Origin of the sequence: Saccharothrix sp. NPDC042600 (assembly GCF_040647305.1) — a bacterium.
Taxonomy (GTDB): domain Bacteria; phylum Actinomycetota; class Actinomycetes; order Mycobacteriales; family Pseudonocardiaceae; genus Actinosynnema; species Actinosynnema mutabilis.
In genome coordinates, this window is record NZ_JBEZBW010000018.1 from 64,177 (window position 1) to 89,991 (window position 25,815).

Genomic DNA, 25,815 nt, shown 5'->3' on the forward strand with positions numbered 1-25,815 from the left:
CTACGACACGGGGAGCTCTGCGGCGAGGTAGCGGTCCCGGCACGCGGCGCGGGAGAGCTTCCCGCTGGAGGTGCGGGGCACCGAGCCCGGTTCGACCAGCAGGACGTCGCGCACCCGGACGTCGTGGTGGGCGGACACGGCGGCGCGGACGGCGCGGCGGACCCGGGCGGGGTCGATGACGTCGCGCGGGACCTTCGGGGCGCGTTCGGCGACGATGACCAGGGCTTCCTGCGCGTCGCCGGGGACGCTGAACGCCGCCACGTGGCCGCGGCGGAGGGCGGGGTCGGCGCGTTCGGCGGTGGCTTCGACGTCCTGCGGGTAGTGGTTGCGGCCGTCGATGACGATCAGGTCCTTGATCCGGCCCACCACGTACAGCTCGCCGTCGTGCAGGACGCCGAGGTCGCCGGTGCGCAGCCAGGGGCGCGGGTCGCCGGGCAGCGGCGCGCCGAACACGCCGGGTTTGGCGACCCAGTAGCCGGGGGCGACGTTCTCGCCGTGCACCCAGATCTCGCCGATCCGGCCGGGCGGGCACTCGACGCCGTCGGCGACGACCTTCACGTCCTGCTCGACCGCCTGGCCGCAGCCGACCAGGGTGGTCGCGCGCCCGGGGTCGTCCTGGACCTCCGCGCGGCCCTCCGCGAGGGCCTTGCGGTCGAACGGGGTGGTGGTGGGCGGGCCGGTGGCGGCGGTGACGAAGACGGTGGCCTCGGCCAGGCCGTAGCTCGGGCGCTGGGCGTCGGGGCGCAGACCGTGCGGGGCGAAGGTGTCGTGGAAGCGGGCGATCGTGGCGGCGTGGACGGGTTCGCTGCCGTTGATCAGCGCGGTGACGCCGGTGAGGTCGAGGTGGGCGCGGTCGTCGTCGGTGGTGCGGCGGACGCACAGGTCGTAGGCGAAGTTCGGCGCGGCGCTGATGGCGTTGCGCTTGCCGTGCAGGGCGTCCAGCCAGCGGGCGGGGCGGTAGAGGAAGGCGAGCGGGTCCATGAGGGTGGCTTCGACGCCGGTGAGCAGGGCGACGCCGAGGCCGAGCACCAGGCCCATGTCGTGGAAGAGCGGGAGCCAGCTGACCGGGGTGGCGGGTTCGTCGCGCAGGCCGTAGGCGGTGAGCGCCTGGCGGACGTTGACCTGGAAGTTCCGGTCGGTGACGACGACGCCGGCGGGGGTGCGGGTGGAACCGGAGGTGTACTGCAGGTAGGCGGGCCCGTGGCCGGGGGTGGGCGGCGCGTCGGAGGGTTCGACGCGGTTGACGACGATCATGTCCAGGCTGGTCGCCCCGGGTGCTGCGTGGGCTTCGTCGACCAGGGCGGCGGTGGGTGAGCAGTCGCGGAGGATGCCGTCGAGCCGGTCGCGGTGGCCCGCGCCGGTGAGCGGGAAGAGCGGGACGGCCAGGACGTCGGCGTAGAGGCAGGCGACGAACGCGACGGCGTAGTCGATGCCCTGGGGAAGGAGGATCAGCACCCGGTCCTCGGGGGCGCAGGTCCGGCGCAGCCGGGCGGCCAGCCCGCGGGCGCGGCGGTCCAGGTGGGACCAGGTGATGCGGACCGGCAGGCCGGCGGGGTCCGCGTCGTGGTCGAGGAAGGTGAAGGCCGTGGAGTCGGGACGCTGCCCGGCCCAGTGCCGCACGGCGTCGGCGACCGGGCCGGAGTTGGTCGTGACGCCCGGCGCGGTGACCGTCATGCCGAACCCTTTCCGCAGGGGTTGATAAATTCGTCGATTGGTTTTGTGCGTGGACCACAAAACTGTTTCCGGGTGATTTCCACCACGTTCGGGTCCGAGAAGCTACCCAGGCGGTGGCAGAACTGTCAACAGTTCCCCGAATGGTGCACGGGTGACCCGAACGGCCTATTGTTCGGCAGGGGCGGAGCAGGTCACCCTTCCCTTCGCCCGGCGTGGAACATCGTTTTGGGGTGTTTCATCGGAATTGGTGGAGAAAGCCGCGGAAAGTTGTCGCACATCGCACCCGGAGGTGTCCTTTGAGCGCGTCCGCCGAAACGGAGCTGCGTGGCTGGCTGGTGCGCGCGGTAGCGGAGACCACCGACGTTCCGGCGGAGGAGGTCGAGGTGGACCGGCCACTGGCGGAGCTGGGCTTGTCGTCGCGGGACGCGGTGGTGCTGGCGGGCGCTTTGGGCGACCACCTGCGCCAACCGGTACCGCCGACCGTGCTGTGGCAACACCCGACCATCACCCAACTAGCCCACCACCTGACCACCCACCCCGCCCGCCTTCCAGCAACCGCCGACTCCGCCCACGCGCCGACCGGTGGAGGGGAGGTTGCCGCGGTGACCGACGACGGTTCTGCGCTCGCGGCGTCCGACGGCGGCTCAACGACCGCAGCGGCCGGCGGCGGCCCGGCGACCAGCGACGGCCCAGCGCCCGCCGTGACCAACGGCGGCCCGGCGCTCGCAGCGGCCGGCGGCGGCCCAGCGCCCGCCGTCACCAACGGCGGGCCTGCGCCCGCGGCGGCCGGTGGCCTCCCCTCGGCCGGCGGCGGCCCGGCACCCGCAGCGGCCGGCGGCGGTTCAGCGGCCGCAGCGGTCGTCGGCGGGGCAGCGTTCGCGCGGTTCGGTGGCGGGGTGGCGGGTGGTTCGTCCGGCCCGGATGTCGGTGGGGCGTGGGATCATGGAGACGGGGGCCGGAGGCCGGCGCTTGAGGGTGTCGCGGTGGTCGGGGTCGGGTGTCGGTTGCCCGGTGGGGTGAGCGGGGCCGAGGGGTTGTGGCGGTTCCTTTGTGCCGGCGGGGACGCGGTTGGGCCCGTGCCGGCCGGGCGGTGGGTCGGGTTGCCCTCCGGGGTGCCGCCGTGGGGTGGGTTCCTCGATGACATCAAGGGGTTCGACGCCGAGTTCTTCGGGATCGCGCCCAGTGAGGCGGCGGCGGTCGATCCGCAGCAGCGGCTGGTGCTGGAGGTCTCGTGGGAGGCGCTGCACCACGCCGGGATCGCGCCCTCCTCCCTGCGCGGCACGCGCACCGGGGTGTTCGTGGGCATCTCGACCGGCGAGTACGGCGCGGCGCAGGCCGTGGACCCGCGTCGGGTCGAACCGTGGACGGCGACCGGTGGCGCGCTGAGCATCGCCGCCAACCGGGTGTCCTACCTGCTCGACCTGCGGGGGCCGAGCACGGCGGTGGACACGGCGTGCTCGTCGTCGCTGGTCGCCGTCCACCACGCCGTGCGCAGCCTGCGGTCCGGTGAGACCGACGCCGCCATCGTCGCCGGGGTGAACGTGGTGCTGGGCAGCGCGGTCACGGCGGCGTTCGCGCGGGCCGGGTTGTTGTCGGCGAACGGGCGGTGCAAGCCGTTCTCCGCGTCGGCCGACGGGATCGCCCGGGCCGAGGGGTGCGCGGCGGTCGTGCTGAAGCGGTTGTCCGACGCGCGGCGCGACGGTGACCGGGTGCTCGCGGTGATCCGGGCCAGCGGGGTCAACTCCGACGGCCGGTCCAACGGCCTGATGGCACCCAACCCGGCGGCGCAGGAGGCGCTGTTGCGGGAGGTGTACGCGGAGGCCGGGGTGGATCCGGCGTCGGTGTCGTACGTGGAGGCGCACGGGACCGGGACGTTGCTGGGCGACCCCATCGAGGCGGGGGCGTTGGACGCGGTGCTGGGGGTGGGGCGTCCGGCGGACCGGCCGTTGCTGGTGGGGTCGGCGAAGTCGAACTTCGGTCACACCGAGGCGGCGGCGGGTGTGGTCGGGTTGGTGAAGGCGGTGCTCGCGGTGCACCACCGGGTGCTGCCGCCGACGCTGCACTTCGACGGACCCAACCCGCACATCGACTTCACGCGGTTGGCGGTGGTGACGGGGGTGCGGGAGTGGCCTCGGTACGGGGGGCGGATCACGGCGGGGGTGTCGTCGTTCGGCTTCGGCGGGACCAACGCGCACGTGGTGTTGGAGGAGGGGCCGGGAGAGAGCGCGCCGCGGTTCGTGGGCGGGCCGGGTGTGCTGGGGTCCGTGGACGGGCCGGGTGCGCTGGTCGTGGCCGGGGCTACGGAGGAGCGGGTGCGCAGCCATGCCGCTCGGTTGGCCGATTGGTTGGCGGGCGGGGATGAGGGCGGGACCGGTCGGGGTGGGCCGGACTTGCGCGCGATCGCGGCCACGCTCGCCCGGCGGCGCGGGGATGAGCCGTTCGCGGCGGCCGTGTCCATCGGTGGCGAGGCGGGCGCAGACGGCAACAGCGAGGCGGGCGCGGACGGCTACGGCGAAACGGGCGTGGCGGCCGGCTGTGACGCGGGACCGGCTGGCGGCGGCAGGCTCGCGGCGGTTGTCGGCGGGTTGCGTGAGGTCGCGGAGGGGCGGCGAGGGGTTGAGCGGGTCGCGCGGGGGGATGGGCGGGTTGTGTGGGTGTTTTCCGGGTTCGGGTCCGGATGGCCCGGCATGGCTCGCAACCTGTTGGCCCGCGAACCCGTCTTCGCCGCCGCCGTCGACGAAGTCGATCGGCTGCTGGCGCCCTGGTCGGTGAGGGGATTGATCAACAATCCTACAAGGGGATTGGGGGACGGTCAGATCGTCCTCTTCGGGGTGCAGATCGCGCTCGCTCGGCTGTGGCGGGCCTGTGGCGTTCGGCCGGCGGCCGTGGTGGGGCAGTCCGCCGGCGAGGTCGCGGCGGCGGTGGTCAGCGGGGCCTTGACGTTGGCGGACGCCGCTCGGGTGGTCACCACGCGCGCCCGCCTGTTGGACTCCCTCGACGTCGATGGCGACGGCGGGATGGCGGCCGTCGAGCTGAGCCCCGAGGAGGTGGACGACCCGGAGTTGTGCGTCGCCGTTCACGCCGCGCCCCGGCGCTGCACGGTGGCGGGACCGATGGACCGGCTCAGGGCGCTCGTCGCCCGGGTCGAGGCGGCGGGCGGGTCGGCGCGGATCCTGCCCCTGCGCACCAGCGGGCACTCCCCCGCGGTCGAACCGGTGTTGGGGCGACTCCGAGAGCAGTTGCGCGGGACCGAAGGGGCGGAGCCGAGCATCCCCATCTACGGCACCGTCATGGAGGACCCCCGGCGGCTGCCGCCGTTCACCCCCGACTACTGGGCCGCGCACATGCGGCGACCGGTCCGCTTCGCGCACGCCGTCGCGGCGGCGGTCGAGGACGGGTTCACCACGTTCCTCGAAGTGTCCCCGCACCCGGTCGCCCTCCCGGCCATCGCCGAGACCGCGCCCCACGCCACCCTCGTCGGCACCCTGCGCCGCGACACCGACGACCTGCGCACCTTCCACGCCAACCTCACCGCGCTCCACCTGCACGGCGCGGTCCCGGCCACCGGCGTCACCGACGTCCCCACCGCCCCCTGGCACCACCGCGAGCACTGGACCACGCCCCCGACCACCTCGGCGGGCCACCCGCTGCTGGGCGTGCACGTCGAACTCCCCTCCGGCGTGCACGCCTGGCAGTCCGACGTCGGCCTCGACGCCCACCCGTGGCTCGCCGACCACCGCGTCCACGACGTCCCGGTGCTGCCCGGCGCGGCCTACGTCGAACTCGCGCTCGCGGCGGCGGACGTCCTCGGCGCCCCGCACGAGGTCCGCGACGTCACCTTCGACCGCCTCCTCCCCCTCGCCGCGCACGTCCCGATCACCACCACCCTCACCGGCCGCACGGTCGAGGTCCACGCCAAGAGCGACGGCCGGTGGGTCCGGCACGCCACGGCGACCCTCGCGCCCACCGGCGATCCGACACCGACCAGCACAGTCCACAGTGGACACACGGCCGACCTGTACGCCGCCATGGACGCGGCGGGCATGAACTACGGCCCCTCCTTCCGCACCGTCGTGGAGGCACGCGCGGGCGACGGCGTGGCCACCTGCCGGATGCGCCGCCCCGACGGCCCCGACCGCGACTTCCACCTGCCGCCCACGCTCCTCGACGGCTGCCTGCACGCGCTCGCCGCCGCCGCGACCGTCACCGGCCCCAAACTGCCGACCGGCATCGGCACGGTCCGCCTGCACGGCGACCCCCGCCGCGCCCACACCGCCGAAGCCACCACCGCCACCGGCGACGTCCGCCTGTTCGCCGAGAACGGCGACCTCCTGCTGGAAGTCCTGGGCGTCCGGGCGAAGCAGCTCACCGGCCTGACCGTCGAGCACCGCTGGGAACGCGCGGACGCCCCCGCCGACCACTCCCCCGGCACCTGGCTGCTGGACGGCGACGCCGACGACCTCGCCGACGCCCTGACCCGCGCCGGCCACCGGGTCACCCGCGACCCGCGAATCCCCGTGGACGGCGTCGTGTTCGTGCCGCGGAACGTCGAGGAGGACCTGCACCGGCTGGCCGCGACCAGCGGACCACGCGTGTGGGTGGTCACGCGCAACGCGGCGGCGGTGCGGGACGGCGAGGCGGGCGTGCCGGACCAGGCCGCGTTGCGCGGTGCGGTGCGGGTGATGGCGTTCGAACGGCCGACCCTGCGAGCGTCCATTGTGGACGTTGACGATCCGGGGGTGCTGGCCCGTGAGCTGGCCGCCGACCTGCCGGACGACGAGGTGGCGTGGCGGGACGGTGTCCGGTACGTCGCCCGCCTGCGGCCGGTCGACCTGCCCGAGGACTTCGGCGTGGCGCCGGGCGCGTATGTGATCACCGGCGGGTTGGGCGCGCTGGGGCTGGTCACGGCGCGGTGGCTGGCGGATCGGGGCGCGACCAGGGTCGTGCTGTGCGGGCGGACGGCGCGGGAGGTTCCGCGGCTCGCGGCCGAGGTGGTCGTGGTGACCGGGGACATCGCCGAGCCGGGGACCGCGCGGCGGGCCGTCGAGGCGGCGGTGCGGGGCGGGGTGCCGTTGCGGGGTGTCGTGCACGCGGCGGGGGTGCTGGTGGACGAGCCGCTCGACCGGTTGACCCGTGACGGGGTGGCGGCCGTGCTGCGGCCCAAGATCGGCGGGGCGTTGGCGTTGGCGGAGGCGACGCGCGGGCACCGGTTGAACTGGTGCGTGATGTTCTCGTCGGCGGCGGGGCTGGTCGGGTCGCCGGGCCAGGCCGCCTACGCCACGGCCAACGCGTGGCTGGACGCGTTCGCCGCGCGGCTGCGGGCCGACGGGGTGCCGGCGGCGACCGTCCAGTACGGCGCGTGGAGCGGGGTCGGGCGGGCGAAGGACGTGGTGAACCCGTTGCTGCGGCCGTTGTCGCCGGCGGAGGGGGTGCGGGCGCTGGAGGCGGTGCTCGGGTCGGGGCGGCGGGCGACCGGGGTGGTGCGGTTCGACCGGGGCGCGGTGGTGGAGCTGTTCCCGGAGTTGGGGCGGCGGCCGTTCTTCTCCGGGTTCCTGGCGGTGGCGGACGGGCCGGCGGAGGACCGGTTGGCGGCGGTGGTCGCGCGGGTGCTGGGGTGCGACGACGTGGACCCGGCGGTGCCGTTGACCTCGCTCGGGCTGGACTCGCTGATGGCCATGCGGCTGCGCAACGCGGTGGAGCACGACCTGGGGGTGACGCTGCCGATCCCGCTGCTGCTCAAGGGCGCGAGCCTGGACGACCTGGTGGCGGGCGCGGCCTCCGGCCCCCGACACCATTCTCCCACGGGGGACCGACAAGACGGCGGCGACCGCCGATACGGTGCGACCGGCGGCGACCGGCGAAGCGGTGCGACCGGCGGCTACCGGCGAAGCGATGGGGTGGTGGGGCCGCGGGATCCGGTGGAGCGGTGGTTGGGCGGGTTGTGTGCGCGGCTCGGGTTCGTGGGTGGGGTGCATGACGTCATTCCCGAAGGGGTGCGGCCCGAGCTGCTTGGGTTGATGGCGCAGCGGGTCGCCGGCGTGGATCGCGGCGTGTTCGTCGTGCCGACCGTGGAGGGTGTTGCGGAGAGGGTGCGGGAGGCGTTCGAGGTCGCTGGTGGGACGGTTCGGGTGTTGCGGGAAGGCGTGGGGGCGCCGTTGCACCTGTTCCACCCGGCCGGTGGGCCTACCAGCGTGTACCAGCCGCTGGTCGGACTGCTGGGCGACCGCCCCTGTTACGGCTACGAGCGGGTGGACGACGTGCCGGACATCCCCGGGAAGGCGCGGCGGTACGTCGAGTTGGTCAAGTCGGTCCAGGCCGAAGGGCCGTACGTCCTCGGTGGGTGGTCGTTCGGCGGGTGCCTGGCGCACGAGGTGGCGTGTCAGCTCCTGGACGCCGGTGACGCGGTCGACGTCGTGGTCATGATCGACACCGTGCGGCCCCTGCCGGCGCCCGACGTGTCACCGGAAGAGCTGGTGCGGCACCGGTTCGAGCGGTTCGTGGGGCACATCCGCGACACCTACGGGGCCGACGTCGAGCTGCCGTGGGCGGAGCTGGCCGGGCTGGACGACGTCGGGCAGGTGGACGCCGTGCTGGCCGCGATGGTGGCCGCCGAGGTCGGCATCTCCGCCGGGGCCCTGCGGCACCAGAAGACGTCCTACCTCGACGCCCGCGCCGCCGAGCGGTACTCGCCGCGGCGCTTCCCGGGGCGGGTGGTGTTCTACCGGGCCTGTGACCGGGAGACGCTGACCACCGTCCTGGACCCCCGCTACCTGCGCCGCCAGGAGGACGACGACCTGGGCTGGGCGGACGCGTGCGGGGAGCTGGAAGTGGTGCCGGTGCCCGGTGACCACCTGTCGATGGTGGACCTCCCCCACGTCACCGTGCTGGCCGAGCACCTGGCCAAGGTCCTGGGGCCGTAGGGTTCCCCGGCGCGCGGGGTGAGGGCTGGTCCCCCCGCGCGCCGGGGACGATCACAGGGCGTTGGTGAACAGCAGGCGGTTGACCGTGCCGCCCGTGGTGCCGCCGCTGACCACGTTCGGCGTGGCGGTGCTGTTGATCCAGTTGTGGACGGTCGCCGACGACGCGTCGCCGTAACGCGCCTTGTAGAGCGCCGCGACGCCCGCGACGTGCGGGGTGGCCATCGACGTGCCGGACTTGGCGCCGCTGCCGCCGGTGTTCAGCGTCGAGACGATCGAGCCGCCGGGGGCGTAGAGGTCGACGCACGCGCCCGTGCTGGAGAACGACGACCGGGCGTCGGTCCGCTCCGAGGACGCCACCACCGACGCCGTCTCGACCTTGCGCGGCAGGCGGTCGCACGAGTTCGCGCCGGTGTTGCCCGCCGAGGTGGCCAGGAAGACGCCGGAGGAGATCATGTTGCGGATCGCGGTCTCCAGGCTCGCGGTGGCCGGGTAGTTCCACGACGTGTTGGCCACGGCCGGCTTCTGGGCGTTCGCGGTCACCCAGTTGATCGCCGCGATGGCCGCGGAGGTGGTGGTGCTGCCGGAGCAGTTCATCATCTTCACGCCGTGCAGCCGGACACCCTTGGCCACGCCGTAGGTGTTCGACCCGACGGTGCCCGCCACGTGCGTGCCGTGGCCCTGGCAGTCGGTGTTGTTGCTGTCGATGGCGTTGTAGTCGAACGTGGCCCGGCCGCCGAAGTCCGGGTGGCCGGGGGTGATGCCGGTGTCGATGATGTAGGCGTGCACGCCGGAACCGTTGACGTTCCAGGTGTAGCTGTTGGACAGCGGCAGGTTGCGCTGGTCGATGCGGTCGATGCCCCACGACGGCGGGTTGGTCTGGGTGGCGTCGAGCGCGTCGGTGACCACCATGTCCTGCTCGATCAGCTTGACCGACGGGTCGCGGCTGAGCTTGCGCAACTGGCCCGGGGTGAGCTTGGCGGCGAACCCGGTGAACGCGGAGTCGTACACGTGGGTCGGGGTGACGCCGGCCGCCGTGGCCGCGGCGGTGAGGCCGCGGGCGGAGCGGTCGACGGTGACGATGTAGCTGTCCTTGATCGGCGTGGCCGTCGCGGTCGCGGCGGCCGTGACGATCCGCGCCTGGTGCGGCTCGGCGTTCGCGAGACCGGTCGCCATGGTGGCGGCGGTCGCGGCGGAGGCGAGGACGGCGAGTGTTCTGATGGCAGGGCGCACTGATCGGCTCCTCGGGTCACCCGCGGACGCGTGCGCTCCGCCGCAGGGTTGACGGAGCGGACTTCACTCGTCCGGGGTTCAACCCAGCAGCCTGATCAGCGTCTCACCGCCGGTCAACGGTCATCCACTGAATAGCCGCCGCCACGCTCACGCTGGGTGGACAAAACCGGCAACTGGTGAGGACCGGACCCGTCTTGTGGCCGCTGGGGAGCCGCCAGGCGGGTCATGGCGACACCGGCGAGGACTACCGCCATCCCGACGACGATCCGGACCGTCAGCGGCTCGCCCAGCACGATCGCGCCCAGCGCCACGGACACCACCGGCAACAGGTAGCCGACCGTCGCGGCGGCCGTCGGGCCCTCGTCCTCGATGATCCGGTAGTTCAGGACGAAGGTCGCCCCGGTGCCGAAGATCCCGAGCACCACCACCGCCACGACCGCGGTCGCGTTGGGGTGCGCCGGACCGGAGGTGGGCAGGGCGAGCGCGCTCCACGCCGTCGCCGTGGTCAACTGCGCGGCGGAGATCGCCATCGGACCGCCCTTGCCGACCAGGTGGCGGCCCATGTAGGTGAAGGCGACGGCGTAACTGGCCGCCGCGCCGAGCAACGCCAGCGCGCCCAGGCTCATCAGGCCGTTCTGCCGCCACGGCGCGAAGATCAGCACCACGCCGGCGAAGCCCAGCGCCAACCCGGTCAACCGGACCGGCCGCAGGTCGCGGTCCAGGCCGAACGCGAGGCCGATGAGCAGCGACCACAGCGGGGTCGTCGCGTTGATCACGCCCGCGACCCCGGAGTCCACGCTCTGCTGCCCGATCGCGAACAACGCGAACGGCAGCGCGTTGCAGAACAGCGCCGCCACGGCGAGGTGCCCCCACGTGCGCGGCGAGCGCGGCAGCCGCTGACCACCCGCGCGGGCGAGCACGAGCAGCACCGCCGCGCCCAGCGCGCAGCGGATCACGGTGATCTGGACGGGCGTCAGGCCGGTCAGGGCCAGCTCGATCCACAGGAAGCAGGACCCCCACAACAACGCCAGGACGCCCGTCCGCAGCACCGATCGACTCGTCATGCCTTCAAGGTGCCCCACGGCACCTATTACGAAAAGTGAAAGCTCCTTGAGTCGCGTTAAGCGCTACTTCACGGTCGCGTGTGGACCCACAACGCCTCCACACCGTGCACGATGGACGCCGTGCGGAACGGCGGTCGCTCGTCGGCCATCCGCAGGTGCGGGAACCGCCGCAGCAACGCCGGGTACGCGGCCCGCAGCTCCATCCGCGCCAGCTCGGCCCCGACGCAGCGGTGCGCGCCGTAGCCGAACGCCAGGTGCTGCGACACCTTGCGCGCCGAGTCGAAGTCGAGCTTGTCCAGGCCCTCGCGGTTGGCCGCGGCCAGCGACACCACCACGACGTCGCCCTCCTGGATCGGCGTGTCCGCGATCACCATGTCGTGCTTGGCGAACCGCGGGAACGCCACCTGCACGACCGTCAGGTGCCGCAGCAGCTCCTCCACCACCGGGCCAACGGCCGCGTCGTCGTCGGCCATCCGCGCCCGCGCCTCCGGGTCGCTCATCAGCACGATCGCGCCCAGCGCCAGCATGCTCGCGGTGGTGTCGAACCCGCCGGTGAGCACGCCGTCGGCCAGGCCCGCCAGCTCCTCGTCGCTGACCTCGTCCCCGTGCTCGCGGATGATCATGCCGATCAGCCCGTCACCGGGGTTCCTCCGCTCCCGCCGGACGATCTGCTCCATGTACTTCAGCGACTCGGAGATCGCCCCGAGCGCCTGCGTCGCACCCCCGAACAGGTCGAACCGCGCCGCCGCCAGCTCCTGGAAGCGCGCCCGGTCCTCGTAGGGCACGCCCAACAGCTCGCAGATCGTCAGCGACGGGATGGGCAGCGCGAACTCCTGCACCAGGTCCACCGGCCCCTCGGCGGCCTCCATCGCGTCCAGCCGCTCGGTCACGATCTCGTCGATGCGCGGCACCAGCCGCGCCAGCCGGCGCATCGTGAACTCCGGCGTGAGCAGCTTGCGCAGCCGCGTGTGGTCCGGCGGGTCGGCGAACCCGAGACCACCCGGCGTCTGCTCGACCCGCCCCACCGCCGCACCCAGCCGCGCGTAGTCGTTGCTGAACGCGTCTGTGTCGGAAAGCACTTTCTTCGCCTCGTCCTGGCCCGTGACCAACCACACCCGGACGCCGAACGGCACTGGGAGCCGGTGGATCGGGCCGGACTCGCGCATCCGCTCCAACTCGGGCACGGGAACCACCCCGTCGCGCTTCAACGGCACCAGCGCCCGGTCCGGGAGCAGCGACAACGCGCGTGAACCGATCCTCCCCATGACCCAACGCGTGATCGAACGCCGTGCGACCCACGCCACAAGGCCGTCGCGCACCGACGCCAGAGTCGCCATCCCACACCCCTCTTCCCCAGGATTGATCGACCGACGGTAACGGTTGCAGAGGGTGAGGAGCATCGCGCTACAGGCGGATTGACACGCTGTGTCGTCTGACAGACGATCTGCAATCGCGCATGTGCGGGGGAAGCCGGTCGAAGTCCGGCGCTGACCCGCAACGGTAGGTCCACCCGGACGAGCCCGAACGCCTGCCATGCGCGCAACGCTCCAGACACCCGTCGAGGTCAGCGGGTCGGAGCCTGGGGGTCGTCTCACGGCTGTCCGGGGTCCGCTCACGTCCACCCCCGGAAAGGTCGCACCATGTCGATCAGACGGACCGCCGCCGTCACCGCCGTCGCGCTGTCGGTGTTCGCGGCCACCCCCGCTTACGCCGAACAGGTCACGACCTCGCCCGCCGGGGCCGGCGCGGGCTGGCTGGCCCGCCAACTGGTCGACGGCGAGCGGTTCGAGGTCGACTACGGCGGCAAGCTCTACCCCGACCACGGCGGCACGATCGACGCCGTCCTGGCGTTCGCCGCCGCCGGTGTCGCCGAGGACAACGCGCTCAAGGCGACCGCGTGGCTGGCCAAGCCCGCGGTGCTGCCCGGCTACATCGGCGACCCCAAGGACACCTTCTACGCCGGCTCCTACGCCAAGCTCGCCCTGGCCGCGCAGGTCCGCGGCGAGGACCCGACCGCGTTCGGCGGCGTGGACCTGATCGCCGGGTTGGAGTCGCTGCTCACCGCGTCGGGCCGGTTCTCCGACAAGTCGCCCTACCCCGGCGACTACAGCAACGGCTTCAGCCAGTCCCTCGCCGTCCTCGCGCTGGAGCGGCACGGCACCGCGCCCACGGCCGCCGTGGACTACCTGGCGAAGAGCGCCTGCCCCGGCGGCGGGTTCCCGCTGGAGCTGGAGGCGGCCACGTGCGTGCCGCAGGTCGATGCGACCGCTATGGCCGTCCAGGCCCTCCTCGCCGTCAACCCGGCCGAGCGGGCCGCCGCCGACCCGTCCGAGGACGCCGCCGCCGACCCGGCCAAGCTCGCCGACCCGGCCAAGGTCGCCGCCGCCGGCGTGAAGTGGCTGGTCGAGCAGCAGCAGGCCGACGGCGGGTTCATCGACGTGCTGCAGAAGGGTGACGCGGGCACCACGACCAACGCCAACACCACCGGCCTGGCCGCGCAGGCGCTGCGCGTGGCGGGCTCGACGGCCGCCGCGGACAAGGCGGTCGCGTACCTCAAGGCGCTCCAGGTCGGCTGCGGCGACGCCAACGCGGGCGCGATCGCCTACGACGCCAAGGGCTTCTCCCCGGCCAACGCCAACCGCGCCACGTCGCAGGCCGTGCTGGGCCTGGTGGGCACCGGTTTCGCCACCCTGACCTCGGCGCGGGCGAAGGCCGCCGCGCCCGTGCTCGACTGCACCGCCCCGACCACGGACGTCGGCGCTCCGCCCACCCCGGACGCCCCGGCCGGCCCGCAGGCGCAGCAGCCCGAGGTGCTGGCCCGCACCGGTGTGCCGGTCGCGCCCGCGCTGTGGCTGGGCACGCTGTTCGTGGTGGCCGGCGCGTTGGCGCTGGTGCTGGCCCGCCGCCGCGTCGCCCCTGTTCGCCGATGAAGGTCTTCTCGCCGCCGGTCGCCCGCCGGTTGTCCGCGCCGCTGGTGGCGCTGGGGTTGGTGCTGCTCGGCGCGCCCGTCCCGGCGTCGGCGGCGGGGTGTTCCGGTGTGACCGTGGTCGTGGACTTCGGGTCGTTGGGCGGCGGTGTGCGGACCGGGTGCGCTTCGGGTGACCCGGCCAGCGGGTTGGCGGCGCTGGGCGGGGCGGGGTTCGCCTTCGACCTGGCCAGCCGGCAGCCCGGGTTCGTGTGCCGGATCAACGGGGCTCCCGCGAGTGATCAGTGCGTGAACGCCGCGCCGAACACGGCCTACTGGTCCTACTGGCACGGCACGCCCGGCGGGTCGTGGAGCTACAGCAGTGCCGGCGCGTCGGGGTACGACCCGAAGCCCGGCGGTGTCGAGGGATGGGCGTTCGGCGCGGGCGGCCAGCCCGGCATCGCCCCGCCCGCTCCCGAGCCCCAACCCCAGCCCCAACCTCAGCCACAGCCGCAACCCCAGCCGCAGCCGGAGCCGCCGGGCCAACCCGCGCCGAACCAGCCGGGAGCAGGCCGGCCGGGGGCCGCGCAGCCGACCGGGCAGCCGGGCGGCACGAGCGCGGTCGAGCCGACGCCGGTCCCCGGTGACTCCGCGACGCCGAGCCCGACCTCCACCTCCGCGAGCGAGGCCGGGCAGCCGACCAGTCCCGGTGCGGCGTCGGCGAGCGTGGTGCCGACCGCCGGGCAGTCGTCCGAGGGCGGTGGCGTGCCGGTCGGGTTGATCGTCGGGATCGGCGTGATGGCCGCGTTGGGCGCGGCGAGTTGGTGGGTCGCCCGGCGGCGGGCCGAGTCGGCCGGCGGCAGCGGTTCGTGAGTGGGGCCGTGCACCCCGGCGCGTGGTGGCTGTGGGCGTTGGGGTTGGCGGTCGTCGCGAGTCGGGCCACCAACCCCGTCGTGCTGGGCCTGGTCGTCGCGGTCGCCGGGTTCGTCGCCGTCACCTGCCGCGAGGACACCCCGTGGGCGGACTCCTACGGCGTGTTCCTCAGGTTCGGCCTGGCCGTGCTGGGTGTCCGGGTCCTGTTCCACGTCTTCTTGGGCGGGGTGGACGGGCCGACCGTCCTGCTGGACCTGCCCGAGGTGCCGCTGCCGGACTGGGCGCGCGGCATCCGGCTCGGCGGTCCGCTGACCGCCGAGGGCCTGGTCTTCGCGCTGTGCCAGGGCCTGCAACTGGCCACCCTGCTGTGCTGTGTGGGCGCGGCCAACGCCCTGGCCAACGCCAAGCGGCTGCTGCGGTCGCTGCCCGCCGCGCTCTACGAGGTCAGCGTGGCGGTCGTGGTGGCGATGACCGTCGCGCCGCAACTGGTCGCCAGCGCGCGGTCGGTCCGGCGGGCGCGGGCGTTGCGCGGTGACGTCGTGCGCGGTGTGCGGGCGGTGAAGCTGCTGCTGGTGCCGGTGCTGGAGGACGCGTTCGAGCGGTCCCTGGTCCTGGCGGCGGCGATGGACTCGCGCGGTTACGGCCGCAACGCGGGCCTGCCCACCCGGACCCGCGTGCTGACCGGGTTCCTGGTGCTGGGCGGCCTGCTCGGGCTGTGCGTCGGCGCCTACGCGCTGCTGGACGACGGCGCCGCCGGCTTCTCGATGCTCGCGGTGGGCACGGCGCTGGCGGCGGCCGGGCTGTGGACGGGGTCGCGCCGCGTGCGCCGCAGCCGGTACCGGCCCGACACGTGGGGGCGGCGGGAGGCGCTGGTCGTCGCGTCCGGGCTGGTCGCGGCGGTGACGGCGGTCCTGGGGCCGGACCTGGTCATGCCGACCGTCCCGTTGACCGCGCCCGACCTGCCGCCGCTGCCCGCGCTGGGACTGCTGTGCGCGCTCGCGCCCGTGCTGATCGCCGATCGGAAGAGGCCATGATCCGGTTCGAGGACGTCACCTTCACCTACCCCGGCGCGCCCGCCCCGGCGCTGTCCGGAGTGGACCTGGAGGTGCCCGAGGGCGAGCTGTGCCTGGTCGTGGGCCGGACCGGGGCGGGCAAGTCCACCCTGCTGCGCGCGGTCAACGGCCTGGTCCCCCACTTCACCGGCGGCGTGCTGGGCGGCCGGGTCCTGGTCGACGGCCGCGACACCCGCACCCACCCGCCCCGCGACCTCGCCGACGTGGTGGGCCTGGTCGGGCAGGACCCGCAGGCCGGGTTCGTCACCGACTCGGTCGAGGAGGAGCTGGCGTACTCGATGGAGTCGCTGGGCCTGCCCAACCCGGTGATGCGCAAGCGCGTCGAGGAGACCCTGGACCTGCTCGGGCTGGCCGACCTGCGCCACCGGCCGCTCACCACGCTCTCCGGCGGCCAACAACAGCGGGTCGCGGTCGGCGCGGCCCTCACCGCCCACCCCCGCGTGCTGGTGCTGGACGAACCGACCTCCGCGCTGGACCCGGGCGCGGCGGAGGACGTCCTGGCCGCCCTGCACCGCCTGGTGCACGACCTGGGCATGACCGTGCTGATCGCCGAGCACCGCCTGGAGCGGGTGGCCCAGTACGCCGACCGTGTGGCGTGGCTGTCGGCGGACGGCACGGTCGTCGCGGGCGATCCCGGCCCGGTGCTGGCCTCCGCGCCGGTCGCGCCGCCCGTGGTGCGGTTGGGGCAGTTGGCCGGGTGGGACCCGGTGCCGGTGTCCATCCGCGACGCGCGGCGGCGGGCCGGCGACCTGCGCGCCTCGCTCGGCACGCCGTCTCCGGCGGAGCCCGTGGCGGGGTCGCCGGTGGTGCGGGCGACCGACGTCCGGGTGCGGTACGGGTCGGTCGAGGCGGTTCGGGGCGTGTCGCTCGCGGTCGGCGCGGGTGAGCGGGTGGCGTTGATGGGGCGCAACGGGTCGGGCAAGTCCAGCCTGCTGTGGGCGGTGCAGGGCACCGGCAAGCGGTCCGGCGGCGAGGTGCTGGTGGAGGGCGTGGACCCGGCGTCGCTCAAGCCCGCGCCGCGCCGCCGCGCGGTCGGGTTGGTGCCCCAGCAACCCGGTGACCTGCTGTACCTGCACACCGTGGGCGCGGAGTGCGGGCAGGCCGACCGCGAGTCCGCGAAGCCGGCGGGCACGTGCCGCGCGCTGCTGGACCGGCTCGCGCCGGGCATCCCGGACGACCGGCACCCGCGTGACCTGTCCGAGGGCCAGCGGCTGGCGCTGGTGCTGGCGGTGGCGCTGACCCCGTCGCCGCGGGTGGTGCTGCTGGACGAGCCCACGCGCGGGTTGGACTACCCGGCGAAGACCAGGTTGGCCGAGGCGCTGGGCGAGCTGGCCGCCGCCGGGCACGCCGTGGTGCTGGCCACCCACGACGTCGAGTTCGTGGCCGAGTACGCGACCCGCGTGGTGGTGCTGGCCGACGGCGAGGTCGTGGCCGACGGACCGACCGGTGAGGTGGTGACGGCGTCGCCGACGTTCTCGCCGCAGGTGGCGAAGGTGCTCGCGCCCGAGCCGTGGCTGACCGTCGCCGAGGTCGCGCACGCGTTGGCGGCCCGGTGAGCGTCCCGGTTCGCGCGCGGGCGGCCGTCGCCCTGGCCGGGTCGGCGGTGCTGGGCGTGGTCGCCTTCTGCTGGCCGTTGTTCGTCACGCCCGGGGCCGGCGGCGTGCGGTCCCCGTGGCTCTTCGCGCTGCTGTTGCCGCTGGTGCTGGCGGTGGCGCTGGCCGAGATCAGCTCCGGCGGGATGGACGCGAAGGCCGTGGCGGTGCTGGGCGTGCTGTCGGCGCTGGGCGCGGCGATCCGGCCGCTGGGCGCGGGGACGGCCGGGATCGAGACGGTGTTCTTCCTGCTCGTGCTCGGTGGGCGGGTGTTCGGGCCGGGGTTCGGGTTCGTGCTGGGCAACACGATGCTGTTCGCGTCGGCGTTGCTGACCGGCGGCATCGGGCCGTGGCTGCCCTACCAGATGTTGGCGTCGTCGTGGGTCGCCCTGGGGGCTGGTCTGCTGCCTCCGCTGCGGGGACGAGTCGAGTTGACGGTGCTGGCGGTCTACAGCGCGCTGGCGTCGCTGGTGTACGGGCTGCTGCTGAACCTGTCGTTCTGGCCGTTCGCGTTGAGCGCGGAGAGCACGAGCCTGTCGTACGTGCCGGGCGCGCCGCTGGTGGACAACCTGGTGCGGCTGGCCGGGTTCAGCGTGGCGACGTCGTTGGGGTGGGACATCGGGCGGGCGGTGACGACGGTGGTCCTGGTGTTGGTCACCGGTCCGGTGCTGCTGCGGACGCTGCGGCGCGCGGCCCGGAAGGCCGCGTTCGCCTGACCCGGTCAGGGTTTGGGCAGGGCGGCGGCGGTCTCGGCCAGGGCGTCGAGGACTTCCGCGGGCAGGTGACCGGTCGCGGCCTCCGCCTCGGCCACGGTGACCACCGCGCGGTCCTGGTCGGAGCCGTAGTTGTGGCCGTGGAAGGTGGTGGCGGGCAGGCCCAGGAGCGACGCGGGCAAGGGCGTGATGTCGCCGGTGGCGTGCCGGTCCACCAGGCGCTTGAACCCGCCGGCGTCGCGGGCGGTCGCGAAGCCGACCCAGACCACCGAGATCAGCGCGGTGCCGCCGGAGTCGTCCTCGACGGCGATGAGGATCCTGTCCATCGAGGTGCACCGGTGGCGCAGGAAGTACTCCCGGACCTGGCCGAACGACGACGTCACGCACTCGGCCCGCTGGAGGGCCGATCGGCGCTTCTCCCGCATGGCGAACCGCCGCCAGGCGGCGTCGGCGTCACCCCGTCGGGCGTCCTTGCGGCCCTCCGCCTTGCGCACCGACACGCTCTGGCCGCCGGTGGCGGCGCCGGTCAGCTCGCCGACCGTGCTCACCCCGACCCCGCCACCCAGCGCCCCGACCGCCACCACGCCCGCGAGCAGCACGGCCCCCGCGTTGCTCTTGTTCGCCGGGTCGCTGCCGCCTCCGGCTCCGCCGATTCGCCGTCCGTCCGCCACTCGGCCCCCTCCCCTGAGGGGAAAGGTCTAGCAAGCTCCCCCGGCGGGTTCTCCCGAAAAGGGCGGACACCTCAGCGGGATTCACGCCACCGGAGGTACTCCTCGACCGTGCGCACGCCGCCGTCCAGCACGGCCTCGTACAGCTCCAGGCTCCGGTACTGCGGGTAGTCCCGCTTGACGCGCAGGATCGCCGCCCGGGTCTCGGCGGTCAGCCGCGCCGGGAACGTGGCGACGTGCCGCAGGTCGGGCTGGCGGTCGGGCTCGTCCACGAACCAGACGTCCAGGTTCCACCCCTGCCCGTACGCCACGCCCAGGTACAGCCCGTCCGGGTAGTCCGGGTCGGTGTTCCAGCGGCCCGTGTCGTCGCGGATCTGCACGGTCCGCACGTCCGGGTGGTTCGCCAGGGTCGCGCCCAACGCCGCCACCGGGGCCATGTCGAGCTTCGGCACCACCACGGTGATGTCGATGTCCTGCCGCACCATCAGGCCCAGCGCGGAGCTGCCCACCCGCACGGGACGGCCCAGCGCGGACAGGGCCGGCACCAGGTCCAGCGCCGCGAGCACGTCCTCCGCCTGCGCCTGCAACTCGTCCTGCCTCGCCAGCAGGTCCATCGGATCCCCCCGGGTTCAGCGGCGGCGGGCCGCCACCAGGAAGGCCACGCCCAGCACGGACATCACCAACCCGATCGCGTAGGCGCTCCGGTAGCCGAACACCGCCGACAGCGCCAACAACGGACCGGACAGCATGCCGCTGACCTTCATCGTATTGGTGTACAACGTCGTAGCGTAGCCGGGCCGGTCCGGTGCGATGTCCTGGAAGAACGAGATGCCCACGCCCATCACGGCGGAGATCACCGTCGCGTGCAGCAGCTGCGCGGCCAAGACCTGCCACGTCGCCGTGGTCATCAGCATGACCGCGTAGTAGGCCAGCGCGACGGCACCACCGGCCAGGACGATGCGCCGCAGATCGACGCGCATGCCCAACGCGCCGAGACCGAGCATCAGCGGGATCTCCAACGCCGCGCACAGGCCGAGCACGAGCCCCGCGTCGGACGTCGAACCGTGCAGGACGTCGGCGATGAACAACGGCATCGCGATCACGCCCAACTGCGACGCCCCCTGCAACAGGGTGAACGCCACCGCCGCGAACGCGATGTCCCGGCGCAACCCGCCCCCGCCGCCGGCACCGCGGGTCGCCTCGTCCAGCCCCGGCTCGTCCAGCAGGAACGCCGTCACGCCCGCGCCCAGCAGGCAGATCACCGCCGCCGCGCCGAACAGGCCGACGAACCCGCTGACGTCGATCAGCAACGCCGCCAGCGGCGGTCCGCCCACCCACGACACCGACATCATGGTGCGCAACGCGCTGATCGCCAGCGGCGCACGGGTCGAGCCACTGCGTTCGAGCACCTGGCGGGCGTACGCGAACAACTGCGGCATCAGCACCGACGCCACCGACAGCAGGGCGATCGACACCACCAACAGCAGCCAGTAGTTGCGCACCACGGCGAACAACGCATATCCGGTGGCACCGGCCAGCGACGCGACGACCATGAGGTTGCGCCGCACCGCCCGCGCGTCCGACAGCCGCCCGATGAGCGTGCTGACCACCAGCGACGACATCGCCCCCGACAGCAGGAACGCCCCCGTCGCGAACGGGCTCGCCCCCAGCTCCTTCACCAGGAACAACGACAGGAACGGGAACGCCAGCGCGTACCCCACGCCCGTCAACAGGCTCACCGCCAGCAACGGGACGAACGGGCGACCGGGTGCGGTGGGAGCGCTCACATGAGCCATGGCACCCATCATCGTCGCCCACCCGGACACCGGCGAAACGGATTTCCGACCCGTGGGACGACTTGCGGGGATCACACGGCCGTGGCCGCGAGCACCGCCATGTCCAGCGGCAGCGGCCGGATCTCGTCCAGTCGGAAACCGTTGGCCGCCAACAGGTCCCGGTACTCGGTGGGCGTGCGCTCGCGGCCGTGGACGTTGTTGACCATCATGTGCACGTCCCACGCCAGCGGGAGTTCCTCCAGGTGGGTCTCGGGCACCGGCCGTTCGACCACCACCAGTCGCGCGCCGGGCGCGGCGGCGGCGCGGATGCCGCCCAGGATGGTCGCGCACCGCTCGTCGTCCCAGTCGTGCAGGATGCGCGAGAGCAGGTACACCGCGCCGCCGGCGGGCACCGGGTCGCGGAAGAAGTCGCCGGGCACCAGGGAAACCCGGTCCGCGCAGCCGAACCGGGACAGCACGGCCCGCGCCGGGTCCATGACGTGCGGCCGGTCGAACAGGACGCCGCGCAGGCCCGGCGCGCAGCCCAGCACGTACCCCAGCAGGTGGCCGTCACCGCCCGCGACGTCCACGACGACGCCCTCGGCGGGCAGGTCCAGCGCTTCCGGCACGATCTTGAGGAAGCTCGTCCCGGCCGCCATCGCGCTCTCGAACAGCCGGGCGTCGGCCGGGTGCGCGGCGAAGTGGTCGAACGGGTCGGCCCCGAACACGCGGGTGAACGCCGACTCGCCGGTGCGCACGGTGTGCTCCAGCGCCGAGAACGACCGGTAGAACAGCCCGCCGTACAGCCGCGCCAGGTCCCGCTGCGACCCCTCGACGCCACCGCGCAGCAACGCGCCGGTCTCGGTCAGCACCCACCCGTCCCGGTCCAGCGCGAACACGCCCAGCGCCGCCAGGTACCGCAGCACGCGCCCGAGGTTGTCCGCCCGCGCGCCGCAGGCCGCCGCGAGGTCGGCGGTCGTGCGCGGCCCGTCGGCCAGCAGGTCCGGCACGCCCAGTTCCGCCACCACGGCCAGCGACCGGGTCCGCCACGCGCCGCTCATCAGCCGCAGCAGGTCCCGCCGGGGCCGGTCGGGGCGGCCCAGGTGCCTGCGCAGCAACGATTCCCGGTGACCCGGCACGGTCAACTCCATGCGCCGCGCGCCCCGCAGGTACAGCACGGTGACGTCCTCGTGCTTGTTGTACCCGCCGCCGTCGGGCGTGAGGCCCGCGTCGGCCAGGTGCTCGTAGACGCCGCGCAGCACCACGTCGTCGTCGGTGGCCGCCCGGAAGGCCAGGTGCTCCTCGTCGCCGGGCACGTCCGGGAAGTCCCCGCACAGCACGAACACCTCGACCTCGCGCGGTCCCGCGCCGACCACGGCGTGCACGATCCGCACGTCGAGGTCCTCCCGGCCCAGCCGCTGCGCCAACCGGTCGCGCACCACCACGCTGGGCACCGGGTCGCGCGGACGCAAGCCCAGCCGCACCAGGTCCGCCACGACGGCGTCCACGTCGGGCGCGACGACCAGCAGCGCGCCGTGCGCGAAGTCCAGGTGGCGGACCAGGTCCAGGCCCGGTAAGACCGCGTCCAGCGCCTCCCGCGTGCCGGTCCGCCCGATGAAGGCGACGGTGTCGGCGACGCGGCGGGCGTCGCGTTCGCACAGACCCGAAAAGGACATGGCGGTACCCTTCCCCCAGTCGTGAGCCGGTCCCCGTCTCCCCAGCCGGGACGGGACCCGCGGTCGAGCGTACGGCGGATTCAGCGCGCCGTGGCGGCCGATTCCGGGTGCTTCTCCACGTCGCACCACCGGACCAGGCCGGCGATGCGCGGCTGCCCGTCGTGCCGCCATTCCAGCCCGGCGCGACTCATCTCGCCGGGCGCGGCGATCCGGCTGGCGCCGAGGCGGGCCAACTCCTCGGCGGCGCGCCAGAACTCCTCCCCCACCGCGCCGAGGCCGACGTTCTGCAGGTGCTTGGCGTACGGGCGCATCAGGTCCACGGCGGTGGCCACGTCCGGGACCGCGACGATCCGCGCGACCCGGTTGCCCGCGCCGCTGAGCGGCAGCAGGGTGTCGTCCAGCACGACCGTCCACTCCAGACCGTCCGCCGCCCACACCTCGCCGGTCGCCGAACTCGCCGCCCGCCACTCCGCGACGATCCGGCGGTGCTGCAACACGGTCGCGTCCTGTTCGCCGACCGTCCCGGGTGGACAGTCGGCGGCGGCGCGGCGCATGGCGTCGGCGACGTGCTCGGCCACCGCCCGCGCGTGCCGCCGGTCCACCAGGTACACCTGGGGCGACAGGCAGGCGTGCTGGTCGAAGTCGCTGCAGTCGGCGGCGATCCGGCGCGCGACCTCGGCGGGGCCGTGCAGGCGGGAGTAGGCGTCGCTGACGATGCCGAAGGACAGCTTGTGGCCGTGCTCCTCGTAGACCTGGTGCGGCGCGACCCGGGCGCGGATGGCCGCGCACGCCTGGTCGCTGCCGTAGGCCACGACGGCGTCGGCCTGCTCCAGCGCGGCGGACAACGTGGCGTCGTCGTCACGGCTCCAGTAGGTGGCCAGCACGGCGTCGGCCAGCACGGGCTCGACCTCGTGCAGGGAGCGCAGGAACGCGGCGGTGAAGTTGGGTTCCTTGGCCGGGATCTTGGCGATCAGGGCGGACTTGACCAGCAGGGCCCGCACCAGCGACCGCGCCGGCAGGCCGGGGACGTTGCCGGAGAACACCGCGAGCGTGACGCGCGGCCCGATCGCCCGCGTGCCGCCGCGGAAGCCGTCGAGCACCTCCGGGTCGCCCAGTTCGCGTTCCAGGGCGGCGAGCAGGGAGCCGGTGCGCAGGTTGCCCAGTTCGGCGTCCAGGGCGCGGTCCACGGTCTCCTCGGACATGCCGGTCACCGTGGCGGCGTCGGCGACCACGCGGCGGCGGTGCGGGAAGTCGCGTTTGGCCCACCGCTCGGCGACGGCGTCGATGGCCGCCACGATCCGCCGCACGGGCAGGTCGCGCAGCCGTTCGTGGGCGCGCCGCAGGCCTTCCCCGGCGACCGCCCAGTCCACCGGGCGCGCGCCGGGCCACTCGTCCTCGCCGGAGGACAGGGTGAAGGTCTCGGTCTCCCCCATGCCGTCGGGGATCCAGGACACCGCCACGTCAGCGCCCTCCCGTCAGCTCGTCCAGCGAGAGGGAGCAGCCCCGGCTGGTGCTGCCGGCGATGCGGCCGGCGATCGCGACGCCGTCGCGGTGGGCGATGCCCAGGTCGCCGGTGAGCAGGACGTGCGGCCGGTCGAGCAGGCAGAGGTCGGTGATCTCCAGCAGGCCCCGGCCCTCGGCGACGTACTCGCGGGTGCGGGGGTCGCGGACGCGGGGGCCGCCGAAGTGCTGCCACGCCTTGGGCCGTTCCCCCAGCGGCCCCACCGGTTCGTCGGTGGCGTCGTAGTGCTGGTTGGCCAGCTCGGTCATGCCGAAGATGTTGCCGAACCGCTCGACGCCGAACACGCGGCGCACCGCGTCGCGCAGGTCGTCCACCCGCATCACGCGGGAGCGGCCCTTGAACCCGCCGCCGTCGAACATGCGCGAGCCGGGCGGTAACTCCCAGCGCCGGCCCTCGGCCTCCAGCCGGTCGCAGATGTTGACGTAGGCGAAGCTCGCGCCGACCATCACCACCGGCACCCCGTCGGCGACGGCGCGGTCCAGCGCGCGGGCGAGCAGGTCGTAGTCCACACCGTCCGCGCCGATGACGGAGGCGCTGTAGTCGGGGTCGCCGCACTCCTCGCGGATGCGGGCCATGTCGAACGCGATCGCCATGTCCGGCGCGGCCTGCTCGCTGGGCGCGAACACCACCACGGCGGGCTTCACCGGGTCCGGGACCAAGCTGCGGCGGGCGTGGGCCCGCACGGCGATCCCCTTGAGCGCCAAGCCGAGTTTCGTGTAGCGGACGCGCCCGCGCACGGCGCCGGTGGTGCCGCTGGTGCGGAACTCGCGCACGGCGGGTTCGTCGGGGAACAGGTGCGGCCCGCCGTCCTTGTAGGCGTCGGCGGGGATGCCGACCCCGGTGCCGACCTGCTTCCAGTACCGCGCGACCTCCGGCGAGTTGGCCACCGCCAGCTCGACGAGCTGGTCGTGCAACGCCTCCGGGTCGCCCTGCCGGTCGGTCGCCAGCAGCGCCAACCGTTCGAACAGCCGGTGGACGTGCGGGTCGTCGTGGGCAACGGTCATCGATGCGCCTCCATGCTCGGTCATGGCACCCCGACGTGGAAAATCGGGTGGAAGGTGTGACACATCCCCAGGTCGGGTGCTCCCTTGCACCCGCTGTGCCATCCCGGCCGGGCAGCGACTCGGGCACGCTAGCAACGTGAGCGGTCGTCCAACAAGGAACGTCGCCTGATCGCACTACCCCTGTCCCGGCGGGGGATCGCTCACGAAGAACTGGTGATGACGGCGAACCGCGCGCCGAACGGGTCCGCCAGCCAGGCCATCCGACCGACGCCCTCGTAGTCCGCGGCGGGCATGACGACCGTGCCGCCCGCCGCGGTGGACCCCGCCACCGCGGCGTCGGTGTCGGCGACCTCGATGTAGGGCAGCCAGTGCGGGTGGTGTCCGGGTCGCAGCGGCGCGACGCCGCCGAAGGAGGCGTCCTCGTGGCCGCCGGCCGGGGTGAAGACGGTGTACCGGCCCTCGGCCATGGGCATGTCGGTGGCGTCCCAGCCCAGGACGGCGCGGTAGAAGGCACGGGCGGTGTCCGGTTCGGGGCTGTGCAGCTCGGTCCAGGCCAGCGAGCCGGGTTCGGTGACCAGTTCCAGGCCGGGGTTCTCGCCGGGTTGGAACGCGGCGAACTCCGCGCCGCCGGGGTCGGTCAGCTGCACCAGCCGCCCGCCGCCGGGGACGTCGACCGGTTCCAGCCGCACCCGCCCGCCGGCCTCCCGGGCGGCGCGGGCCGTGCTGTCCACGTCGGGCGAGTGGAAGTAGATCGTCCAGGCGGAGGACGCGCCGTCGTCCAGCGTCCCGACCGCGCCGACGGTCTTGTTCCCGTGCAGGAACAGGGCGTACTCGCCGCCGGGCGCGAAGCCGCGCGCCTCCCAGCCGAACACCGCGGTGTAGAAGGCGGCGGTGCGCTCCACGTCGGGGCTGCCGACGTCGAGCCAGTTGGGCGTGCCGGGCGTGGCGTTCGTGGTGAGCACGGTGCACCTGCCGGGTGGTGTGGTGTCCGGGGCGGCACCACGCTAGCGCCGCCGGCCGGGGCGGGCATCCGGAAAGCGCCCTCGCGCGGCACGGTGGCCGGTGTCGTGGTCACGCGTCACCCACCCACCTGGCCCAACTACGCCAAGCGGGTGTTTTCACCGGT

Annotated in this window: 17 protein-coding genes and 1 riboswitch; of the genes, 6 read left to right on the top strand and 11 right to left on the bottom strand. The window is 74.0% G+C overall.

Translation table 11 applies throughout. The features are described from left to right. A complete protein-coding gene (locus tag AB0A74_RS14970) occupies positions 1 to 1,674 on the bottom strand; it encodes a fatty acyl-AMP ligase (RefSeq protein ID WP_358249628.1) in 1,674 nt (557 codons plus the stop codon). 296 nt (positions 1,675 to 1,970) lie between these two features. On the opposite strand from AB0A74_RS14970, the gene AB0A74_RS14975 reads away from it, so the two are divergent. Further along, entirely contained in the window at positions 1,971 to 8,594 is a 6,624-nt protein-coding gene (locus tag AB0A74_RS14975) for a type I polyketide synthase (RefSeq protein ID WP_358249630.1), read from the top strand. Positions 8,595 to 8,645: 51 nt separating this feature from the next. Here the strand turns inward: AB0A74_RS14975 and AB0A74_RS14980 are convergent, their stop codons facing one another. The 3 genes from AB0A74_RS14980 to AB0A74_RS14990 all read right to left on the bottom strand — a co-directional run bounded on the left by AB0A74_RS14980 (position 8,646) and on the right by AB0A74_RS14990 (position 12,153). Continuing rightward, entirely contained in the window at positions 8,646 to 9,824 is a 1,179-nt protein-coding gene (locus AB0A74_RS14980) for a S8 family peptidase (protein WP_358249632.1), read from the bottom strand. A gap of 113 nt (positions 9,825 to 9,937) precedes the next feature. Further along, a complete protein-coding gene (locus AB0A74_RS14985; RefSeq protein WP_358249634.1) occupies positions 9,938 to 10,888 on the bottom strand; it encodes a DMT family transporter in 951 nt (316 codons plus the stop codon). A gap of 68 nt (positions 10,889 to 10,956) precedes the next feature. Next, positions 10,957 to 12,153, bottom strand: a complete 1,197-nt coding sequence (locus tag AB0A74_RS14990) for a cytochrome P450 (protein WP_358249635.1) — start codon at positions 12,151 to 12,153, stop codon at positions 10,957 to 10,959. Between the two features lie 168 nt (positions 12,154 to 12,321). After that, positions 12,322 to 12,439: riboswitch (cobalamin riboswitch) on the top strand. 89 nt (positions 12,440 to 12,528) lie between these two features. Here AB0A74_RS14990 and AB0A74_RS14995 point away from each other — a divergent pair. From AB0A74_RS14995 to AB0A74_RS15015, 5 genes are read left to right on the top strand one after another with little or no spacing between them, the layout of a single operon-like run. Next, a complete protein-coding gene (locus tag AB0A74_RS14995) occupies positions 12,529 to 13,818 on the top strand; it encodes a peptidase (RefSeq protein WP_358249636.1) in 1,290 nt (429 codons plus the stop codon). Then, positions 13,815 to 14,666 (top strand): hypothetical protein, encoded by an 852-nt coding sequence (locus tag AB0A74_RS15000; RefSeq protein ID WP_358249637.1) that lies wholly within the window; start codon positions 13,815 to 13,817, stop codon positions 14,664 to 14,666. Before AB0A74_RS14995 ends, AB0A74_RS15000 begins: the two co-directional genes overlap by 4 nt. Next, positions 14,663 to 15,700 (top strand): CbiQ family ECF transporter T component, encoded by a 1,038-nt coding sequence (locus tag AB0A74_RS15005; RefSeq protein ID WP_358249638.1) that lies wholly within the window; start codon positions 14,663 to 14,665, stop codon positions 15,698 to 15,700. The genes AB0A74_RS15000 and AB0A74_RS15005 overlap by 4 nt, the downstream gene beginning before the upstream one ends. Beyond that, on the top strand, positions 15,697 to 17,295 hold the full coding sequence (locus AB0A74_RS15010; RefSeq protein ID WP_358249639.1) for an ATP-binding cassette domain-containing protein: 1,599 nt from the start codon (positions 15,697 to 15,699) through the stop codon (positions 17,293 to 17,295). The genes AB0A74_RS15005 and AB0A74_RS15010 overlap by 4 nt, the downstream gene beginning before the upstream one ends. Beyond that, complete coding sequence (locus tag AB0A74_RS15015; RefSeq protein ID WP_358249640.1) at positions 17,292 to 18,047, top strand: ECF transporter S component; 756 nt, start codon at positions 17,292 to 17,294, stop codon at positions 18,045 to 18,047. Before AB0A74_RS15010 ends, AB0A74_RS15015 begins: the two co-directional genes overlap by 4 nt. 5 nt (positions 18,048 to 18,052) lie before the next feature. Here the strand turns inward: AB0A74_RS15015 and AB0A74_RS15020 are convergent, their stop codons facing one another. The 7 genes from AB0A74_RS15020 to AB0A74_RS15050 all read right to left on the bottom strand — a co-directional run bounded on the left by AB0A74_RS15020 (position 18,053) and on the right by AB0A74_RS15050 (position 25,651). Continuing rightward, a complete protein-coding gene (locus tag AB0A74_RS15020) occupies positions 18,053 to 18,715 on the bottom strand; it encodes a hypothetical protein (RefSeq protein WP_358249641.1) in 663 nt (220 codons plus the stop codon). 71 nt (positions 18,716 to 18,786) lie between these two features. After that, the gene (locus tag AB0A74_RS15025) at positions 18,787 to 19,326 is read right to left on the bottom strand and encodes a hypothetical protein (protein ID WP_358249642.1); all 540 of its coding nucleotides are present in this window, start codon (positions 19,324 to 19,326) and stop codon (positions 18,787 to 18,789) included. A 15-nt stretch (positions 19,327 to 19,341) separates the two neighbouring features. Beyond that, the gene (locus tag AB0A74_RS15030) at positions 19,342 to 20,508 is read right to left on the bottom strand and encodes a sugar efflux transporter (RefSeq protein ID WP_358249643.1); all 1,167 of its coding nucleotides are present in this window, start codon (positions 20,506 to 20,508) and stop codon (positions 19,342 to 19,344) included. A 71-nt stretch (positions 20,509 to 20,579) separates the two neighbouring features. Then, a complete protein-coding gene (locus AB0A74_RS15035; protein WP_358249644.1) occupies positions 20,580 to 22,163 on the bottom strand; it encodes a methyltransferase in 1,584 nt (527 codons plus the stop codon). Positions 22,164 to 22,243: 80 nt separating this feature from the next. Then, positions 22,244 to 23,623 (bottom strand): acyl-CoA reductase, encoded by a 1,380-nt coding sequence (locus tag AB0A74_RS15040; RefSeq protein WP_358249646.1) that lies wholly within the window; start codon positions 23,621 to 23,623, stop codon positions 22,244 to 22,246. Position 23,624: 1 nt separating this feature from the next. Beyond that, on the bottom strand, positions 23,625 to 24,689 hold the full coding sequence (locus AB0A74_RS15045; RefSeq protein WP_358249647.1) for an acyl-CoA reductase: 1,065 nt from the start codon (positions 24,687 to 24,689) through the stop codon (positions 23,625 to 23,627). A 200-nt stretch (positions 24,690 to 24,889) separates the two neighbouring features. Then, a complete protein-coding gene (locus AB0A74_RS15050; protein WP_358249648.1) occupies positions 24,890 to 25,651 on the bottom strand; it encodes a VOC family protein in 762 nt (253 codons plus the stop codon). Positions 25,652 to 25,815 lie beyond the last annotated feature (164 nt).

What these genes read in the sequence shown, in the direction of transcription:
- AB0A74_RS15000 (WP_358249637.1), top strand. Translation starts at nt 13,815, where the DNA reads ATGAAGGTCTTCTCGCCGCCGGTCGCCCGCCGGTTGTCCGCGCCGCTG.
- AB0A74_RS14985 (WP_358249634.1), bottom strand. Translation starts at nt 10,888, where the DNA reads ATGACGAGTCGATCGGTGCTGCGGACGGGCGTCCTGGCGTTGTTGTGG.
- AB0A74_RS15030 (WP_358249643.1), bottom strand. Translation starts at nt 20,508, where the DNA reads ATGGCTCATGTGAGCGCTCCCACCGCACCCGGTCGCCCGTTCGTCCCG.
- AB0A74_RS14970 (WP_358249628.1), bottom strand. Translation starts at nt 1,674, where the DNA reads ATGACGGTCACCGCGCCGGGCGTCACGACCAACTCCGGCCCGGTCGCC.
- AB0A74_RS15045 (WP_358249647.1), bottom strand. Translation starts at nt 24,689, where the DNA reads ATGACCGTTGCCCACGACGACCCGCACGTCCACCGGCTGTTCGAACGG.
- AB0A74_RS15010 (WP_358249639.1), top strand. Translation starts at nt 15,697, where the DNA reads ATGATCCGGTTCGAGGACGTCACCTTCACCTACCCCGGCGCGCCCGCC.
- AB0A74_RS14995 (WP_358249636.1), top strand. Translation starts at nt 12,529, where the DNA reads ATGTCGATCAGACGGACCGCCGCCGTCACCGCCGTCGCGCTGTCGGTG.
- AB0A74_RS15035 (WP_358249644.1), bottom strand. Translation starts at nt 22,163, where the DNA reads ATGTCCTTTTCGGGTCTGTGCGAACGCGACGCCCGCCGCGTCGCCGAC.
- AB0A74_RS14990 (WP_358249635.1), bottom strand. Translation starts at nt 12,153, where the DNA reads ATGGGGAGGATCGGTTCACGCGCGTTGTCGCTGCTCCCGGACCGGGCG.
- AB0A74_RS15025 (WP_358249642.1), bottom strand. Translation starts at nt 19,326, where the DNA reads ATGGACCTGCTGGCGAGGCAGGACGAGTTGCAGGCGCAGGCGGAGGAC.